At 67.9% G+C, this 17,235-nt stretch carries 17 protein-coding genes; 7 read left to right on the top strand and 10 right to left on the bottom strand.

Annotated elements, in window-relative coordinates; genetic code table 11:
* Positions 1-122: 122 nt before the first annotated feature.
* Positions 123-1,475 carry a DUF6716 putative glycosyltransferase gene (locus EYR15_RS13555; protein ID WP_131004099.1) on the top strand — a complete coding sequence of 451 codons (1,353 nt, stop codon included), beginning with the start codon at positions 123-125 and terminating at the stop codon, positions 1,473-1,475.
* A 139-nt stretch (positions 1,476-1,614) separates the two neighbouring features.
* Here EYR15_RS13555 and EYR15_RS13550 read toward each other — a convergent pair whose 3' ends face one another.
* The 9 genes from EYR15_RS13550 to EYR15_RS13510 form a co-directional block, all read right to left on the bottom strand.
* Positions 1,615-2,775 (bottom strand): acylneuraminate cytidylyltransferase, encoded by a 1,161-nt coding sequence (locus EYR15_RS13550; protein ID WP_245498323.1) that lies wholly within the window; start codon positions 2,773-2,775, stop codon positions 1,615-1,617.
* A gap of 77 nt (positions 2,776-2,852) precedes the next feature.
* The gene (locus tag EYR15_RS13545) at positions 2,853-3,728 is read right to left on the bottom strand and encodes an N-acetylneuraminate synthase family protein (RefSeq protein ID WP_131004097.1); all 876 of its coding nucleotides are present in this window, start codon (positions 3,726-3,728) and stop codon (positions 2,853-2,855) included.
* Positions 3,729-3,803: 75 nt separating this feature from the next.
* A complete protein-coding gene (locus EYR15_RS13540; protein ID WP_131004096.1) occupies positions 3,804-5,096 on the bottom strand; it encodes a DUF6716 putative glycosyltransferase in 1,293 nt (430 codons plus the stop codon).
* Positions 5,093-6,181: a hypothetical protein gene (locus EYR15_RS13535; protein WP_131004095.1), complete on the bottom strand. Its 1,089-nt coding sequence runs from the start codon at positions 6,179-6,181 to the stop codon at positions 5,093-5,095. The genes EYR15_RS13540 and EYR15_RS13535 overlap by 4 nt, the downstream gene beginning before the upstream one ends.
* Positions 6,182-6,209: 28 nt before the next feature.
* Positions 6,210-7,577, bottom strand: coding sequence for a glycosyltransferase family 4 protein (locus EYR15_RS13530; protein WP_165455502.1), 1,368 nt, complete (start codon positions 7,575-7,577; stop codon positions 6,210-6,212).
* Entirely contained in the window at positions 7,574-9,283 is a 1,710-nt protein-coding gene (gene ade / locus EYR15_RS13525; protein WP_131004093.1) for an adenine deaminase, read from the bottom strand. The genes EYR15_RS13530 and ade overlap by 4 nt, the downstream gene beginning before the upstream one ends.
* Before the next feature lie 49 nt (positions 9,284-9,332).
* A complete protein-coding gene (locus tag EYR15_RS13520) occupies positions 9,333-10,400 on the bottom strand; it encodes an AbrB family transcriptional regulator (RefSeq protein WP_245498322.1) in 1,068 nt (355 codons plus the stop codon).
* A gap of 164 nt (positions 10,401-10,564) precedes the next feature.
* A complete protein-coding gene (locus EYR15_RS13515; protein ID WP_131004091.1) occupies positions 10,565-10,876 on the bottom strand; it encodes a DUF3072 domain-containing protein in 312 nt (103 codons plus the stop codon).
* 87 nt (positions 10,877-10,963) lie between these two features.
* The gene (locus EYR15_RS13510) at positions 10,964-11,485 is read right to left on the bottom strand and encodes a BA14K family protein (RefSeq protein ID WP_245498321.1); all 522 of its coding nucleotides are present in this window, start codon (positions 11,483-11,485) and stop codon (positions 10,964-10,966) included.
* Positions 11,486-11,673: 188 nt separating this feature from the next.
* Between EYR15_RS13510 and EYR15_RS13505 the strand changes: the two genes are divergently transcribed.
* Complete coding sequence (locus EYR15_RS13505; RefSeq protein ID WP_131004090.1) at positions 11,674-12,765, top strand: DUF1176 domain-containing protein; 1,092 nt, start codon at positions 11,674-11,676, stop codon at positions 12,763-12,765.
* A gap of 35 nt (positions 12,766-12,800) precedes the next feature.
* Here EYR15_RS13505 and EYR15_RS13500 read toward each other — a convergent pair whose 3' ends face one another.
* Positions 12,801-14,024, bottom strand: a complete 1,224-nt coding sequence (locus tag EYR15_RS13500; protein ID WP_131004089.1) for a type III PLP-dependent enzyme domain-containing protein — start codon at positions 14,022-14,024, stop codon at positions 12,801-12,803.
* A gap of 191 nt (positions 14,025-14,215) precedes the next feature.
* Here EYR15_RS13500 and EYR15_RS13495 point away from each other — a divergent pair, with 191 nt between their 5' ends.
* The 5 genes from EYR15_RS13495 to EYR15_RS13475 all read left to right on the top strand — a co-directional run bounded on the left by EYR15_RS13495 (position 14,216) and on the right by EYR15_RS13475 (position 17,227).
* A complete protein-coding gene (locus tag EYR15_RS13495) occupies positions 14,216-14,713 on the top strand; it encodes a hypothetical protein (protein ID WP_131004088.1) in 498 nt (165 codons plus the stop codon).
* Complete coding sequence (locus EYR15_RS13490) at positions 14,710-15,432, top strand: ribonuclease T2 family protein (RefSeq protein WP_131004087.1); 723 nt, start codon at positions 14,710-14,712, stop codon at positions 15,430-15,432. The genes EYR15_RS13495 and EYR15_RS13490 overlap by 4 nt, the downstream gene beginning before the upstream one ends.
* The gene (locus EYR15_RS13485) at positions 15,429-15,821 is read left to right on the top strand and encodes a cupin domain-containing protein (protein ID WP_131004086.1); all 393 of its coding nucleotides are present in this window, start codon (positions 15,429-15,431) and stop codon (positions 15,819-15,821) included. The genes EYR15_RS13490 and EYR15_RS13485 overlap by 4 nt, the downstream gene beginning before the upstream one ends.
* 156 nt (positions 15,822-15,977) lie before the next feature.
* Complete coding sequence (locus EYR15_RS13480) at positions 15,978-16,823, top strand: 23S rRNA (adenine(2030)-N(6))-methyltransferase RlmJ (protein WP_131004085.1); 846 nt, start codon at positions 15,978-15,980, stop codon at positions 16,821-16,823.
* 191 nt (positions 16,824-17,014) lie between these two features.
* Complete coding sequence (locus EYR15_RS13475) at positions 17,015-17,227, top strand: cold-shock protein (protein WP_131004084.1); 213 nt, start codon at positions 17,015-17,017, stop codon at positions 17,225-17,227.
* Positions 17,228-17,235 lie beyond the last annotated feature (8 nt).

Raw genomic sequence — 17,235 nt, 5'->3', positions numbered from 1 at the left:
GGAACGCCTTATGCGGACGTGAGCGCGGCGGCTCGGGACCGGTCGCGCAACGCGCGCGACCGGAGGTTCGTTGCTCTTCATCCAAAGCAATTGTCGAGCCGCGTGCGAGCTTCGCCATCCGCATGACGATCAAACGCGTCGCTTTCGCCTGCGATCTCGACAGCCAGGTCTTCGGCGCCTTGCCTTTCGCCCGACGTCTCGGCGCGCGGGGCGTCGACGTGTCGTTCGCGATCGACGCAGGTCGGCCTGTTCCGGAGGCGGTGTCTGGCGCGTTCGAGACGCAGCGCCGCTCGCTCGGCGCGCTCGCCGCCTCGCAAGACGCCTTCGGCTTCGACGCGATTGGCGTGTTCGCGACGGGCAGCCGCATAGCGCTCTTCCGTCATACGCTCGCGCTCACCGCGCGCGCGCTGCGGCAGCCGCGTCCCGCTCTGTTCGCAGGCTTCAACGGCTTCGTCTACGAGCGGTTCGAGGAGGGCGTGAATTGGCGGCTCGGCTGCGACGTGATCTGCCTGAACGGCCTGCGCGACAGCGAGGCCTTCGGGGCGATCGTCGGCGGCGGGCCCTTCGCACGACAACCGGTCGCGCTGACCGGCCTGCGCCGCCGCTGGGACGCTCAGACGCCCACGTCAGCTTCAAGAGAAAAGCTTTTCGTCTTTGCCGAGCAGGTGGCGGTCCCGGCCGAGCCCGAACGTCGCCGGGCGCTGTTTCAAGCGATCGCCGGCCTCGCGTCGCGAAGCCCGGACTGGGAGGTCGTGATCAAGGCGCGCGTCCCGCCGAAGCGGCAGACCTTCTGGAATCAGACTGCTCATGTGGCGAGCATCGTCGCGGCCCTGCCCCGCCGCCCGAAAAACCTGACGGTGTCCTACGAGCCGCTCGAGCGGCTGCTCTCCCGCGCCGCCCTGTTCGGAACGGTGTCGTCAACGGCCCTGTTCGACGCCCTCGATCATCGCGTCCCGAGCCTGCTCGCGACCGACCTCGGGCTCGGCGCAGCCGACGGCTCGGAGGCGATGGCGGGCTCGGGGCTCGGCGTGAGACTCGCCGACCTCGCTTCGCTGGACGCTGCGCCGCGCCGGGCGCCTGCATCGGAATGGTTGCGCGATGTCGGCTATGACGACGCCTTTTCGCCCGATGCGCTGCTGACCGCGCTCGACGGCTTTGACGGCGACTTTACCCCGCCGCCCTCGTTGCACTCTTTCGAGACTGCGGCGTTCGGCGCCGCCCCTTCGGCCACCATGGCCAACACCATCCTCGCGGCGAGGGACGAGACCGAAGCCGCGCTCAGCGCGGGCGCCAACGCTGCCGCGGCCCAGGAAGATCTCCGCGTTGCGATCGAGCGCTCCGACCGCCAGCGCGCGATCGACGAGGCCTGGCGCACGAGCGAAGGCGGATTGGCGAAGCTTGCGAGACGGCTGAAGGTCTACCGACCTTACAAGGCGGTGAGGCGGCGGCTGGTCGGCGAGACGCCGCGGGAGTAACGCCGCTCAGCCGTCATGTGCTTCAATACGGCGCTTTGAGCCTGCTCAGCATGAAGAGGCCGCGAGGTTTCCCAACCGTCCTCATGCTGACGAGTGCGCTCCGGCGCGCGTCTCGAAGCACGCGGCGCCTTGAAGCGTCCTACCGTCGCAGCGCCACGATCAGCGCTTCGCACAATTCCCGCAGCGCGCCGCGTCCGCCCTCGGCCTTCGTCACGTAAGCCGCGACGCGAAGCGCCTCAGGCCGCGCGTCGCCGGGAGCGATCGGAAAGCCGACCGCGGACATGCATTCGAGGTCGTTCACGTCGTTGCCGATATAGGCGGCCTCGGCCCGCGAGACCCCGTGGCGAGCGAGCCACCGGTCGAGCTCCGGAAGCTTGTCGTCGATGCCCTGGATCGCCTCGATCTTGAGCTTGCGCGCCCGCGCCGAGACCACGGGGTTTGGCTCCTTCGACAAGATCAGCAGCTTGAGGTCCGTCATCTTCTGAAGCCGGTTGAGGCCCATGCCGTCGGAGCGGCTCGCGAACACCGCCTCGCGGCCGGTCTCGTCGACCAGCACGCGGTCGTCGGTGAAGACGCCGTCGAAATCCATGATCAGCGCCTTGAGGTTGGCCGGGATGGCCGCACGCGGCGCCGTTCCCGCCAAAGCCTCGGCGACCGCCATGTCCCTGGCGTCGTCGATCTCGATCGCCGGCCCTGCGACGGGCACGATCACCGCCTTGCCGCAGAAGCGGGAGCCAGCCGCCTGGAAGGCGGCTGCGTCCATCGCGTAGACGGCGCCGGTTTCCCGGTATTCGGGCGCGCGGTCCTGCCGGCGCCGGCGGGACGCCGTGTGGTCGTGGTTCACGCCGAACGCCGAGCCGTCTTCGCTAACGCCCCAGAGGAAGCCGTGGTCTTCGATCGCGGTAAACGCGCAGGACGCGCCGTCGCGGCCGAGCGCGTCGATGCAGGCGTCGATCTCGTCGGGGGTCGTGAAGGGCGAGGTGCACTGCAGGAAGACGAGCGCGTCGACGGGATCGCCCTCCGCCGCGATGAGATCGAGCGCATGCATCAGGACGCTCTCCGAGGAGGCCTGATCGGTCGCGATTTCGGCCGGGCGGTCGATGATCTCGGCGCCGGCATCGGACGCCGCCGCCGCGATCGCGGGGTCATCCGTGGAGACATAAACCGCGTCGACCCGCTTTGCCGCGAGCGCCGCCCTGACGGTGCGGACCACAAGCGGGGCGCCGCCGAGCGACATGAGGTTCTTGCGCGGAAGGCCCTTGGAGCCTCCCCGCGCGGGGATGATCGCGACGCAACGCACCGACGTCAAAGCTCCGACTGGACCGTTCTTCGGGCGTTTCGCACGCAGGCTCGCGGCGGGCAAGCCGCGGCCCGGAATCAGGCGGAAGCGCGCAAGCCCGGACGCCATTTCAGCTTCTTGCGCTGCTCTTCCTCGACGTCGAGCAGATCCTTGCGCTTGTAGGTCAAAGCGGTCTCGACGTTGCGCAGATCACGGCACAGCCGGCGCAGGCCGTCAGGCTCGAGCGAGGCGGCGTGATCGGTCCCCTTCCAAGTCCGGTCGAGCGTGAAGTGTCGCTCGACCCAGGACGCGCCGAGCGTCAGCGCCGCGATGTCGGCCGAGATGCCGAGATGATGGCCGGAAAAGCCGATCTGCTTGACGCGGCCGCCATAGGCCTCCTTCAGCCGCGAGACCTCGCGCAGGCACAGATCCTCGAAGGCGACGGGGTAGCCTGACGTGCAGGCGTAGAGCACGACGTCCTTCGCCCGGCCGCGCTCGTCGTAGAAGTCGACGATCGAGCCAATTTCGTCGCGCGTCGTCATGCCGGTCGAGACATGAATCTCGCCGGAATAATTCTCGCAAAGCCAGCCCTGCAGCTCGAAGTTGAGGTTGGTCGCGGACGGGATCTTGATCAGGACGGGCTCAAGCCCTGCGATCTCCTTGGCGGACGTCAGATCCCACACCGAGGTCGAATAGACGATGCCCTTGTCTTCGCAGAACGCCTTGAGCTCGGCGTGCTGGTCGACGGTGAACTCCAGCGCCTCGCGATGGGCGCCGTAGGAATCTCCGTAGGAATTGCCGGGGTTCGGATGCGGTTCGGAATATTGCTTGGGCGACAGCAGCTCGCGATTGTTGCGCTTCTGGAACTTGGCGACGTCAGCGCGGCACTCCGACGCCGCAACCGAGATCAACCGCTTGGCGATCTCGAGCTGGCCCATATGGTTGCAGCCGATCTCGGCGATGATCCTGACCATGCGATGCTGAACTCCGACGACGTCTCGATGTCCGCTTGAGATAAACGGCTTCGGCCGGCCTGACGACCCCCAGCATTACCCCCGGGGCGTGAAACGACGGATCTGCCTGAGCCTGTCCGCAACTGCGGCTACGAAGGCGCGGCGTTTCGGCCGTTCCAGCAAATGCGGCGCGTGAACGGCGACCGGTCCTCCCCGGCCGAGCGCAAAATCGAGCCAGCCGTCCGAGCCATAGGCAGGCGTCAGCGGCCGTAGCGGCAGAGCCGAGCCGCGCAGTTCCTGTCCGTAGATCAGCACGGCGCACTGCGCGAGCAGCGGCTCGGGCGTCGCGACCGCGCCCGAGCGCGCGAGCCACTGCGGATCGACCGCGACGTCCATGGCCGGGCTGAGCTCGCCGAGCGGCGCGAGGCAGCGCGAGCCGACGAAATAGCTCGTGCCCAGGATTTCCGAAACACCGAAATCTGAGACGATGCGCGTGGCCACGCCGCGCGCCATCGCCTCAAGCGCGACGGTGGAGCTGACCGTCGCCACGAGAGAGGCGCGGCTGATGAGGTTCGCAGCCGGCTCATGCGTGAAGCTCAGATTGGTCGGCCGACCGCCGCGCGCGAACAGCTCCCGCGAGATGTCATCGAGGTGGAACCGCGTCGAATGATGGGCGCGCTCGTCGCGGGCATGGCGCAGCTTCACCAGCACGTCGGCGTCCGGGAAGCGGTGGGCGAGGTCGATGAGGCCCGCCAGCAGATGCGTGCGCTGCATGCGCCGCGCCGGAATCACGGGCTGCTCGAAGAACACGATCGCCGAACGACCGCGCGTTCCGGATCGCGCCGCTCTGTCCAGTCCCAACAGGCCCGTGACGACCGCATTTGTGGCGTCGAGGCCGATCTCGGCCGCCGCCGCTTCATAGAGCGCGCGGTCATTCGCCGTGTTGAAGCAGAGCACGTCGGCTGGTGCGCGACTCATGAAGCCTGCAAGCTGATCGGTGAGGACGACACCCGGCGAAGCCACGACGACGATCGGCCGCGTCGGCTCGCGCGAGAAGTCGGCGCGAGAGAGCGCAAGGAACAGCTCGCGCGCCCGCCCGCCGTCGACGACCGCGACCACGACATGGGCGTCGCGGAACAGCCGGCTCGCGACCAGCTGTTCGGCGGCGAGCACTGGAACGCTCTCCTCAACGCCGCCGGCTCGCAACTGGCGCGCGGTGAGCTGCCCGGCCTCCGCCGAGAGCGCGGCGAGGCGGAGCGATGCGCCTTCCGCCACGAACAGCCGCCCGACGGTCGCCGCGGTCTTCATGAAGCTGTCGAACGTGCCGAGAGCGAGCGCCCTCCGACCCGCGAAACGTCCTTCAGGCTGGAGATCGGCTTTGTGCGTCATCGCTCTTGGGTGTGCCGCGGCGCGGCCGAGACGTCCAGCACGCGCAGCCGGGGATTGAACGCGTCATGGCCGGCGATCACCGCCTCGATGTGGCCCTGTTGACGCTCGAGATAAGTTTCAGGCAGCGCAAAACGGATGATCTCGAGCTCGGGATCGATGATTGAAAGCGTGTCGGCGGAGGTCGACGCCACCACTGCGATCCCCGCGGGGCGCAGAGGCGCCTCGACATAAGCCAGTTCAACCGGCGTCGGCGATGGCGCGAAAACCGCGCCGATCTCGGCGGCCAGCCGGCGTGCGGCGTCCAGGCTCTCGCCGCGATGCGGTCGATAGACGAGCCGCGTCTTACCCTCCGCACGAAGAGCCGCGGCGCCGTCGCGGATCAGCGCCCTGTAAGACGCGGGCGCGCAGATGCCGGCGTCGACATGGTTCGAGCCGATGAGCCAGACCTCGTCACCGCGCGGCGCACGCGGGCCGAGCGAGCGGAGCCGCTCATAGGCGTGGGACGACACTCCGTCGGCCTCCTTCAGCCGCCGCATCAGTCGCCCGTAGATCGTGAAGTAGGTGAGCCGCTCTGGCGCTTTCGGCGCCTTTTCGCCGAGCGTCGCGCGGCCGAGTTCGGTTCGCAGCCAGCCTGGCGCGAAACGGGCGAAATCGGCGACATGCTCGCCAGCGCGAAACGCCGCCACCTGCGGCGCGACGGAGCCGTCGTCGAGCAGCACCAGTTCGTCGCACTCCACGCCTGCGATCAGCGCGCGCTGCGAGACATGACGGTAGTCCCCGAATACGACGCGGCCGCGAGATCCCAGGCTCGCAGCCAGTCGCTCGAGACTGATGCGATGGCCGGCGTCCAATAGATCGCGCCCGAACCGCGGCAGCCAGCGCGACGGCTGCGGACGGCCGGGATGGCTGAGCAGCCGTCCCCAGAGCCTGCGGTCGCGTTTGGCCAGCATAAGCGCGCCGTCGGCCGCCCCTGCCCGGTCGCCGATCAGCACGAGATCCGGCGGCCGATCGGAGCCCACGGCAAGCTCGGCCGCGTTCAGATATTGCAGCGGCGAGGAAACGACAAAGAGGTCGGGCGCGTCCATGGGAGCTTCATGCCACGGCGCTGCGCGCTCAGGCCATCGCCTTCGCCCACAGATTGGACAGAGCTTCGGCGATCCGCGCGGGTTCATACCCAACCGCACGGCCGCGCCCGGCTTCCCCCATCCGCGCCCGCAGCTCCGGGTCGGCCGCGAGCTTCGCGAGCGCTCCGATGAAGGCGTCACGGTCTCCCGTCGGGATCAGGAAGCCGTTGTCGCCGTCGGTCACCGTTTCGACCAAGCCTCCGGAGGCATAGGCCACCACGGGCTTACCAACCGATCCCGCTTCAAGCGGCGCACGACCGAACGGCTCGTCCCACAGGGTCGGCAGCGCGACAGCGTCCGACGCCGCATAGAGAGCGTAAAGGCGGTCTCGTGAGACATGATCGTGCAAGCGCACCTGATCCGTCGCGGAATGTTGCGCAGCGAGCTCTTTGAGCTTGGCGATGTCTCGACCGTCGCCCGCGACGTCGATCTGCACGTTCGGCGCGATCGCAAGGAGCTGTGGCAGAGCCTCGAAAAGATGAGCTTGGCCCTTGCCTGGATTGACGCTGCCGACAAGCAGCACTGAAAAAATGTGTGGCTGCACGAGCGAGGGTCGCGGCGGGGTCGGCGGAGCGGGAACCAAAGCTTCGCGACTGAGCGTTCCCGGGGTGGCGACCGCCGTCAGCGTCTGTTCGAGATGACGGCTGGTGGCGACGACGAGGCGCGCGCGCCGGAGAGCGTCCTGCCGATACGACAAGGCGTCGTTTGCAAGACGGTCGGCTGTCGCCCCCTTCCAATCAACGGCAAGGCCAGCGTTTTGGGTTTGATCGAAGGCGGCGCGGGTGAAGCGATGGTCGCGCACGACCGCCATCATCGGCGTGTCGCGGTCGCTCAAGGCTGCGGCGGCCATGACGATCGCGCGGGCGTTGTCGGCATGCACGAGCTTGGGTCCGACACGGTCGATGATCGCGCGGAGCGCGGCGGGCGCGCCGCTTTCGGCGGTCGCCCGCTTGTCCATCGCCGGACCGCCCGGCGGCGACCCCGCGATCCACAGCGCGAGCGCCCCGACCTGGGAGACCGGCGCACGCAATAGGCCGATCGCGGCTTCGAGGACGAACGGGGCCCATTTGAATCCGAGCGGCCACTTCTTCATTGCGTCGACCTTGGCCTGGCTCAGCCGGTGCAGCGGCCAGGCGGCGGGGGCCGGAAGCGCGATGATGTGGACGCCCTCGAACCGTCGGAGCGTCGGCTTCCTCACGGCGCGGTCGAAGGTCGCGACCAGCACGCGCTTGCGGAGCGCAGGCTCACGAAGCATCAGGTGCAGGCTCAGTTCCGCGCCGCCGGCGATATCAGGCGGATAGCGGTCCGAGACGACAAGGATTTCCCGCTTCGGGAGATCCGGCAAAACTGCGATCACTGGGCGACGACCTCGAAGCGGTCCACGTCGACCATGCCGAAGTCGGTGATCTTGAGGTGCGGGATTACGGCGAGCGGCAGGAAAGCGACCTGCAAGAACGGCTCGGACAGAGGGCATCCGAGCGCCGACGCGGCGGCTCGGAGTGCGACGAGCTTTTCGCGCACCGCCTCGTGCGGCTCAAGGCTGATAAGTCCGGCGACCGGTAGCGCCAGTTCCGCGCGCACTTCGCCGCCTTCGGCCACCACGAAGCCGCCGCCCAGCGCGATCACACGATTGACCGCCACAGCCATGTCTGCGTGATCCATTCCGACGACGCAGATGTTGTGGCTGTCATGCCCGACCGAGGAGGCGATCGCGCCGGCCCTCAGTCCAAACCCCTTCACGAAGCCGCGGCCGATATTGCCGTTCACGCCGTGCCGCGAGATCACGGCGACCGCCGCCGCGTCCTTCTCATGATCCGGCTGCACGACGCCCTCCTCGGCGCCGAGCTCAAGCGTCAGCCGTTCGGTGACGATCTTGTCCGGCACGACGCCGATGACGGGCCGCTCGCCCCTGTTTCCGCGCGTGAGGAGGTCCGTGGCCGCGACAGGGGCGACCTTCATACTGTCCAGCCCGACCGGGGCAACCGCCGGGCGCGCGTCGAACAGCGCATCCGTCACAAGCCGACCGCCCGCGATCACCTGCTCCACCCGGCAGCCTTCGTAGTCCGACAGCAGCACGAGGTCGGCGCGCTTTCCCGGCGCCACCAAGCCGCGGTCGCGTAAGCCGAAGGCGTTCGCTCCAGACCAGCTTGCGACGCGGTAGGCGTGAGCGGGCGCAACGCCTTGCGCGATCGTCCAGCGGATCATGTGGTCGAGGTGGCCCTCCTCCGCGATCTCCACGGGATTCCGGTCGTCGGTGCAGAAGGCGAGGAATGCAGAGGTTTCGGGCGTGATCAGCGGCCAGAGCGCGTGCAGATCCTTCGCGATCGAGCTTTCGCGGATCAGCACGCTCATGCCCTTCCGCAGCTTCTCGAAGGCTTCGTCGTAATTGTTGGCCTCATGGTCGGTGCGGATGCCTGCCGCGAGATAGCCGTTGAGGTCCTTGCCCCGGACGAGCGGGGCGTGGCCGTCAATATGGCCGTCCCCGAAGGCCGCGAGCTTCGCGATGCAGCCGGGATCGGCGTTCAGCACGCCCGGAAAGTTCATGAACTCCGCGAGCCCGATCACCTTGTCCCGCCCGCGATAGGGCGTGAGGTCGCCAACCTCGAGCCGGGCGCCCGAGGTCTCGAGCGGGGACGCGGGCACGCAGGACGAGAGATTGACGCGGATATCCATGATAGAGGCCGCCGCGGCCGCCAGCGCATAATCGATGCCCGCGGTCCCCAGCACGTTGGAAATCTCGTGCGGATCCCAGATCGCGGTCGTCACGCCGTGCGGCAGAACGCACCGGTCGAATTCGAGCGGCGTCAGCAGGGACGATTCGATGTGGAGGTGGGTGTCGATGAAGCCCGGCGCGACGGTCAGCCCGCGCCCATCGATCGTCTCGACGCCCTCATACGTCCCGAAAGTGCCGACGATCGTGTCGCCGCAGATCGCGACGTCGCTCTCGAAAAGCGTCGCGGTCACTACATCGAGCACCCGGGCCCCCTTGATGACGAGGTCAGCGGGCTCGAGCCCGCGCCCCTGCGCGATCCGGCGGGCGATCAGCGCCTCTGGTCCGTCCATCTTTCCCCCTTCAAGAAGCGGCCCGATCTTGGACGGCGCGCGCTGGTGGTCAAGCGACCCCTGGAAGCCTGGCTCTTTCGACGCGCCGCGCCACGAAACGCGCGAGTGCGGGGCCTGTGAGGATCACCACGATTAGCCGCAGCGTCTGGAGCGCCATGACGAAGGGAAGATCGATCGCGCTCGACGACGCCGCGATGATCGCCACGGAATCGGCTCCACCGGGGCTCGTCGCGAGATACGCGGTGAGCGGATCGACGCCGGCGAAATAATGAAGCGCCGCGGCGATGCCGCCGCAGAGCGCGATGAGGGCGACGATCCCACTCATAATCCGCGGCAGCGCTCGGGCTGCATGCAGGAAGATCGCGCGGTCGAAGCGAAGACCGATGCTCCAGCCCACGATCGCGTAAGCGGCGGCAAGAAGCCACTCGGGGAGCTCCGGCGTTAGCAAGCCGCTCCATTGCAGCGCGATCGTCAGCGCCAGCGGCGTGAGCAGCGCGCCTGCGGGAATCTTCAGCGCCTTTCCCGCGAGCGCGCCAGCCCATGCGACAACGAGCGTCAGGCCGAATGCGGGCCAGTCGACGGGCGGCCACCAGTCGATCGCGAGTTCCGCGCCGGGCGTCGCCCAGAGCCGCGAAACGACCGACGCCGCCAGCACGACCACGACGACGCGGGCATATTGCATGAAGGCGACGAGGCGGATGTCCGCGCCGAAGGATTCCGACATCAGCGTCATCGCCGAGGCGGCGCCCGCCGACGATCCCCAAACCGCCGTCGTTCCCGGCAGGCCTCCGCGCTTGGCGAGCGCATAGCCCAAGATGTTGCTGGCGATGACGACCGAGACCACTGAAAACAACGCCAGTGGCCAGTCCTTCGCAATCTCGCCGACCACCGCGACGGGTACGCCGCGCGCGATCATGCAGCCGATCACCCCCTGCGCGAGAACGAACACGCCTCTCGGCGCGCCGGGCCGTGCGCCTGACAGCGCCAGGATGACCGCTGCCGCCATCGGCCCGATCAGCAGCGCCGCAGGCAGGCGCACGAGCATCAAGGTGATGACGAAAGCGAAAGAAAGCGCCGTCAGCGCGATCCACTGTGCAGCACGTGTCCAGCCTGCCAAGCCACGAAGCCGCAACGCATCAGTTGCCTTCTGATCCATCGCGTGCAGACTGCCCGGAATTGACTTGGGCGCAACGTGAGCACGCGCATGGACGGCATGTCGAGCAGCGGCCTCCGCCTGAGAAAGCGGACGCCGCTCGCTCCCTCAAGCTTGCGCGTTAGCGCTCAGCGCGCCTCGTTGCGCGCGGTCTTGAGCTCGTCGATGAGCATCGAGGCCTGCGCCTTCGTCAGGTCGTCCCGATAGGCCTCCGAGCCAGTCTCTTCGGACAGCGTCTTGAGATAGGACGCTTGGGCGCCGGTCATGGGCTCGTCGCCGGAGACCCAATCCGCCGGGTCCTTCTCCGCATTGCTATTAGGATCAGGCGCCGTCTTCGGATTGGTGTCGACGTGCTCGGCAGGCGTTCCGGGCTTGGGCGCGTCAGGATCGGCCGCGCGGCGGGCGTCGGTACGGCTTTCTGGAGTGCTGGCGTCGCGCATGGCGTGTCCCTCTTGGTTCTTTGTTCGTTCTCATCAGAACGCCGCGGGAGACGGTCAGTTCCGTCTCCCGCCACATCGTCGGCTTGCTTACGGGCAGGCGCGGCGCACGCCGCCCGAGGCGAGGTAGGTTCCGCTGCGGTAGTCGTAGGTGCGGTAGCGCCGCGCGCACCAGTCACTGCCGCGGGCGTGATTGTTCTGGTTCGCCGCCGCTATCGCGCCAATGGCCAATGCTGCGGCTCCGACGCCAATAGCGACGTCGCGTCCGCGGTGGCGCCGATAGTAGCGGTCTCGACCGTAATACCGACGGCCGCCGTAATAGCGGTGACGTCCGTAGGACCCGCCGCGGTAATAGCCTCGGTCACCGCGGTAGGACCGTCCCGACCAACGGCTGCCGCTGCTCCAACCGCCGCCCTGATAACGATTCCCGCGATGGCGAACGTTCTGGATGTCGCCCTCGGCAAGGCGCGCCATCGCGTCGGCGCGCACCTTGTCGATGCTGGAAGAGGAGGTCGACTGTTCGGCTGCGGCGGCCTGCGGAGTGGTCTCGGCGAGCCCACCGAACGCGAAAACCGCGGCGAGCGCGAGAGCGAAGGTGCGTTTTTTTCTCATTATCGTCTCCATGGGCGCGCGAATTCGCGCCTTGGCCCCGGCGTCCCCAAAAGACAAATAGCTGAGAGCGTATGTGGTTCCGGCGAGAAGCCACAGATCGCCTCAAGCCCGCGTGAGCGCGGGGCTCGAAACCGGCGGCGGAGCGGGATAGCCTGCCGGCGATTTCGCCGGACGGACGGCCTTCCCCTATGCGCATCATTCTGTTGGTACTCTTGGCGCTTGCGCCGTTCGCCGCGCTTGCGGCCGAACCCGCGCAGCGATTCGACGGCTGGACGTCGACCTGCGTCGAAACCAAGGTGGGGCCGGATTGCCGCATCGTCACGGAAGCCGCCGCGCAGGACGGAGCGCGCGCCGTGCGGCTCGCCGCGCAGCGCTCGCCTCAGAAGGACGCTCCGCCGCACCTTGTGCTGACGCTTCTCGGCCTGCGGGCGCCGCTGACGCGGCCTCGGCTGGCGCTTGCGGTCGACGGCGGCCCGCCGCTCCGTTTCGGCGTCGGCGCGGATATGACGGTCGCGGCGGGCGCGGAGCCCGACACGCTCGATCTTAGGCTCTCCGACGGAGCGAGCCGTCGGCTGCTGCCGTTCCTCAGGCGCGGCAAGGCGCTGCAGACGACGATCATGGCCGAAGGCGCGGATCCCGCGGGCGTCGCTCCTGTGGGGGCGGAGATTCCGCTGCCGGGCTTCGGCGCGGCCGCCGCAGCCGTCGACGGGCGCCAGAAGCGGACCGACAGGCCGGACGCGCTTTCCGAGCTCATCGGCGGTGCCAATGCGGCGGCGCGCGCCGGCCTGATCCGCGACGTCACGCGCGGCGCCATTCCCGAAACTCTGCGCAAGCTGATGGTCGCGCGCGATTGCCCGGTCTGGGACGAGGCGGAGGCGAACCCCTCCTTCCTGGCCGAACAGTCTTTCGCGGCCGATCTCGGCTCCGGCCGCACGCTCTGGGCGATCGTGTGCTCGTCCGGCGCCACCAATGTTGGCTTCGCGCTTTTCGTCGAGGACCCCTCGAAGGTCGCCGGCCGTTTCGAGCTCCAGTTGTTCGCAGCCTTTACGGAATCGCTGGGCTGGAGCGGCGTCGAAACGCTGTCGAACGTCTCCTATGAGCCAGAAAAGCGCCGGCTCACCGCGATCGAGAAAGGTCGCGCAGCCGGCGATTGCGGCGTCTACGGCGCGTGGGAGTGGGTCGGCGAGGCCTTCCGCATGATCGAATATCGCGTGAAGGAAGAATGCGACGGCGTCGGCGAGCCGTCGAAGTTCCCGATCATGTTCCGGGGAGATCGCTGAGAGCCGGGCCTGCCAACTGGGCCTTCATCCGCCGATCACGCCATCCCGCCCCGCGACTCCACAGTTGCAAACCCTTCGGGGCCTTCGGCTTCTTCGAACGGCGTCGCGATCTCCACGAAGTCGTCGGGATAGAAGCCGTTGAAGCGCGTCCGCAGCGCAAGGCTGTAGGCGCCGATGTGGCCGATCTCGATCCAGTCGCCGGTCGCGACCGTGTCCGGAAGCCAGAACGGGCGCGACAGGATATCGACGGAATCGCAGGTCGCGCCGCAGACGCGGTAGGGCGTGAGCTTGCCGTCCTCCTTCGCGCGGCGATGGGCGGGGTCGGGGATGAGCCGCGCGGGCAGCAGCAGCTTGCCGGTCCAGCTGTCCGACAGCGAGCTCCAGATCCCGTCATTGATGTAGAGCCGCTGGCCCTTTTTCAGCAGCACGCGCACCACGACCGACAGGCAGCGCGCGACGATGACGCGGCCGGGCTCTGCGATCAGCGGCAGGTCGCCGAGGCCCCATTCGTCGATCTCGCGATGAATGCGGGCGACGAGATCGCCGATCTCGGGCGCTGGAGCGACGTGCTTCTTCGGGTCGCGGCCATAGCGGGCGGGGAAGCCGCCGCCGATGTCGAGCGCGGCGATCTCGACGCCGGAGCGGCCCTTTACCCATGCCGCCGTCGCGATAGCACGCTCGTAGGATTCAAGGTCTTCGACCTGGCTGCCGACGTGGAAGGTGAGCCCGACGCGGAAGCCGATCCGGTCGATCCGCTGGACGAGCTCGACGGCATGCGCCGGGGCCGCTCCGAACTTCTTCGAGAGCTCGTAGGCGGCATGTCCCTTGGTTGCGAGCCGCACGAACAGCGTGATGTCGGAGGGCGGAATGTCGAGCGCCCGCACGACGCGCAAGATCTTCGCCACCTCGTCTTCATGATCGAGCGCGATCGAGCGCACGCCATAGGTTTCAAGCGCTAGGCGAATGTCGGACTGCGCCTTCACGGGGTGCATGTAATGAAGCTGGGCGTTCAGATCGGCGGCGCGAGCGGCGGCGAACTCCGCAGGGCTCGCCACATCGAACGACCGGACGCCTGCCTTGACCAGCGCGTCGAGCACGAACGGCTCGCCATTGGTCTTGACCGCATAGGCGGTTTCGCCGCGGAAGGCGGAGAGAAAGCTGCGGGCGTCTTCAGCGAGCGTCGCGGGACGGAAGCCGTAGAGCGGCCGATCGGGGCGAAGCTTCAGCGCTGCGTCCCGGGCGGTCTGGAAGCGCGGCATGGACGGCGCTTGGGCGATCGCGGGGGCGAGGGCCGCGGACCCCATTGGCGAAGCATGCATGGCGTCAGGCTACCCCGTCCGCATGGCGATCGAAAGACGGCGGCTAACCACAACGCCGGGCATCGCTTGATTTGGCCCGTTCGGGGGCGACAATGTCGGGAAGATCACGCCGTCACCAGAGTTGCATCCCCATGACGCCGCTCAAGTCCCTTGCTTTCGTTCTCGCCATCGCGGGTTCGGCCGCCCCGGCGCTCGCCGCCGACGCCCCCGCCTATGGCTACCGCACGCAGACCTACGAACGCGCGGTCGTCAGCAGCCACTCCAAGGATCCGGCCTATGTCCGGCCCTATTCCGGGGTGCTGCCGGTTTGTCACGACCCGAGCGTCCACAGCCGGATCGCATCGTCCTTCGCGGCGCGCGAGCGGGAATACTGGCATTCCGGCCTCGTCCTCTCGAGCGCGTTCTACCATCCAGTCGAGCTTGGCTATCGCAGCTGGGGTCACTCCTTCATCCCCCGCCGCTTCTGCGAGGCGACGACCGCGACCAATGACGGTGTGACGCGCAAGGTCTATTGGCTGGTCGCTGAGAAGCAGGGCGCGTTCAGCACCGCGCCGGGAATTGACTGGTGCGTGACAGGCCTCGACCGCAACTTCGCTTACGCCCCCGATTGCAAGATGGCGCAGCCGTGAAAGCGAGCGCGAGGCTCGGCCTCGCGCTCGCAGCTTCCGTTACTCTTGCCGCGCCGGTCTTCGCTCAAGGCTGGGTGCAGGACTATCAGCGAAACTTCGAAATCGGCGGGCGGCAGGGATCGAGAAGCGCAGGCCCAGCGCAGGCGACCGGCGATTTCGATTTCTACGTCCTCGCGCTCTCCTGGTCGCCGTCTTACTGCGAACGCAGCGGCGATCGCGCCGACCCCGAGCAATGCGGCGTCCACGGTCCGCGCGGGTTCGTGCTTCACGGTCTCTGGCCGCAATATGAACGCGGCTTCCCTAAGAACTGCAGGACGACCGGTCGCCAGCCGACGCGGGCGCAGGTCGAGGGGGTGCTCGATCTGTGGCCGGGCCCCGGCCTCGTCCGCCACGAATGGCGCACGCATGGGACCTGCTCCGGTCTCGATCCGGTCTCTTATTTCGCGCTTGCTCGTGAAGCCGTAGGTAAGGTCGTCACGCCGCCTTCGCTGGAACGCGTGTCGGAGGACGTCGAGAGTTCGCCGGTCGAGGTGGAGCGCGCCTTCATCGCGGCCAACCCACGGCTGAAGCCTTCCATGATCGCCGTTCAGTGCGACGGCGGCGCGATGAGCGAGGTTCGCATCTGCATGTCCAAGGATCTGGCCTTCCGCCCGTGCCCCGAGGTGGATCGTAGCGCCTGTCGCGCCTCGCGCGTCTCGCTTCCGGCGGCCCGCCGATGAGCGCGAGCTCCGTCGAGGCCGCGATGCGGCTGCACTTGCTCGCGGGCGCCGTGGTCGAATGGGAGGAGAGCGCTCCTCCGGAAGACCGCGTGATCGAGGGCTCGCCGAAATTCCGCACCGCCGTGCACTACGAAGCGCCGGACGGCCGCTTGTTCGCCGGCGTCTGGGAGGCGAGCGAGGGGGCTTGGCGCGTGGCTTATGACGAGTGGGAATGGTGCAGCCTGCGCTCCGGCCGCTGCGTCGTCACGCCCGACGGCGGCGAACCGGTGCCTCTCGGACCCGGCGACCCGCTGGTGCTGGAGCCCGGCTTTTCAGGCGAATGGCGGGTGCTCGAAGCGTGCTCGAAGGACTTTGTGGTGCTGCTGTCGCCTCCGGCCGACGAAGACTAGTCTCGCGCAACTGTGTAATGCGTGCTTCGAGACGGCCTCTGGCCTCCTCAGCATGAGGAGACTTTGCGTTCTGACTTACCGGCACGTTCCTCATGCTGAAGAGCCCGCTTTGACGGGCGTCTCGAAGCACGCATGGCGTGCCCGCCGGACAGCTCCATGAACTATCGCCACGCCTTCCATGCCGGGAACTTCGCGGACGTGCTCAAGCACGTCGTGCTGGCGCTCGTCGTCCGTCACCTCAACGGCAAGGACAAGCCGTGGGGCTATCTCGACACCCATGCCGGCGTCGGGATCTACGATCTTGCGGGCGATGAGGCCGGACGCACGGGCGAGTGGCGGAACGGCGTCGGACGGCTCAGCGGCGTGACGCTGGGCGAAGCGTCGGAGGCCGTCCTTGCGCCGTGGCGCGAGACGCTGGCGTCGCTCAAGTCGGAGGGCGAGACGCTTTATCCCGGCTCTCCGGAGATCGTGCGGCGGCTCGCCCGCAGTGAAGACCGGCTGCGGCTCTGTGAGAAGCACCCGAGGGACGCTGCGGCGCTCGCCGCCGTCATGCGCCGCGACAAGCGGGTGAAAGTGGTCGAGATCGACGGCTGGGCGGCGCTCAACGGCTGGCTTCCTCCCCGCGAGCGGCGAGGCCTCGTGCTGATCGACCCGCCGTTCGAAGAGACGGGCGAGTTGACCCGCATGGCGGAGGCTTTTCTCGCCGCGCACAAGGTCTGGCCGACCGGGATCTTCGCGCTGTGGCGGCCGATCAAGTCGAAGGCGGAGAACGCCGCCTTCCTGAGGACGCTGGCGGGATCCGGCGTTTCGAAGCTCCTGAACGTCGAATTGCTAGCGCGCGAGCCCGGCGATCCGAAGATGCTCGCGGGTTCCGGTCTCGTGCTCGCCAATCCGCCCTGGACGCTGGCCGAGGAACTTGCGGCGGGGCTTCCCAATATCGCGCATGCGTTGTCCCAGGGCCCGGGAGCGCGGGCTGTGGTCGAGCCGCTTTCCGCTCAGTAATTCAGCGGTTTCGACCGTTTTCCCGCCACTATTTCGCCTTGCCAGCTCAGCGGCAAAGCCGTTACCAAATATCGTCCCGGCCGATCCAAAGCCTGCGGTTGCGCGCCGCAGCAGGACGCGCCGGACCTCTCGCGCGCGCCGAGGCGTCGCCGTGCCGGGAGCGCGGAGCATCGGGTACAGGGGCAGCGCTCATGGCGCAGAGCGGGACGGTCAAGTTCTTCAACAGCGAAAAGGGATACGGCTTCATCAAGCCCGACGACGGGGGAGCGGACATCTTCGTCCATGTCTCCGCCGTGACGCGATCGGGCCTCACGACGCTGTCCGAGGGACAACACGTGTCGTTCGAGGTCGAACCCGATCGAAAGGGCAAGGGCCCCAAGGCGGTCGACATCTCCGTCGACTAACCTGAGTC

The sequence above is a fragment of the Hansschlegelia quercus genome (assembly GCF_004310425.1).
GTDB lineage: Bacteria > Pseudomonadota > Alphaproteobacteria > Rhizobiales > Methylopilaceae > Methylopila > Methylopila quercus.
This window is presented reverse-complemented; position numbering and strand designations above follow the sequence as displayed.

Bases quoted from the DNA above. Each gene is read 5' to 3' on its own strand.
- EYR15_RS13485 (WP_131004086.1), top strand. From the start codon at position 15,429: ATGAGCGCGAGCTCCGTCGAGGCCGCGATGCGGCTGCACTTGCTCGCG.
- EYR15_RS13555 (WP_131004099.1), top strand. From the start codon at position 123: ATGACGATCAAACGCGTCGCTTTCGCCTGCGATCTCGACAGCCAGGTC.
- EYR15_RS13545 (WP_131004097.1), bottom strand. From the start codon at position 3,728: ATGGTCAGGATCATCGCCGAGATCGGCTGCAACCATATGGGCCAGCTC.
- EYR15_RS13515 (WP_131004091.1), bottom strand. From the start codon at position 10,876: ATGCGCGACGCCAGCACTCCAGAAAGCCGTACCGACGCCCGCCGCGCG.
- EYR15_RS13480 (WP_131004085.1), top strand. From the start codon at position 15,978: ATGAACTATCGCCACGCCTTCCATGCCGGGAACTTCGCGGACGTGCTC.
- EYR15_RS13510 (WP_245498321.1), bottom strand. From the start codon at position 11,485: ATGAGAAAAAAACGCACCTTCGCTCTCGCGCTCGCCGCGGTTTTCGCG.
- EYR15_RS13535 (WP_131004095.1), bottom strand. From the start codon at position 6,181: ATGGACGCGCCCGACCTCTTTGTCGTTTCCTCGCCGCTGCAATATCTG.
- EYR15_RS13540 (WP_131004096.1), bottom strand. From the start codon at position 5,096: ATGACGCACAAAGCCGATCTCCAGCCTGAAGGACGTTTCGCGGGTCGG.
- EYR15_RS13500 (WP_131004089.1), bottom strand. From the start codon at position 14,024: ATGCCGCGCTTCCAGACCGCCCGGGACGCAGCGCTGAAGCTTCGCCCC.
- EYR15_RS13495 (WP_131004088.1), top strand. From the start codon at position 14,216: ATGACGCCGCTCAAGTCCCTTGCTTTCGTTCTCGCCATCGCGGGTTCG.
- EYR15_RS13475 (WP_131004084.1), top strand. From the start codon at position 17,015: ATGGCGCAGAGCGGGACGGTCAAGTTCTTCAACAGCGAAAAGGGATAC.
- ade (WP_131004093.1), bottom strand. From the start codon at position 9,283: ATGGACGGACCAGAGGCGCTGATCGCCCGCCGGATCGCGCAGGGGCGC.
- EYR15_RS13505 (WP_131004090.1), top strand. From the start codon at position 11,674: ATGCGCATCATTCTGTTGGTACTCTTGGCGCTTGCGCCGTTCGCCGCG.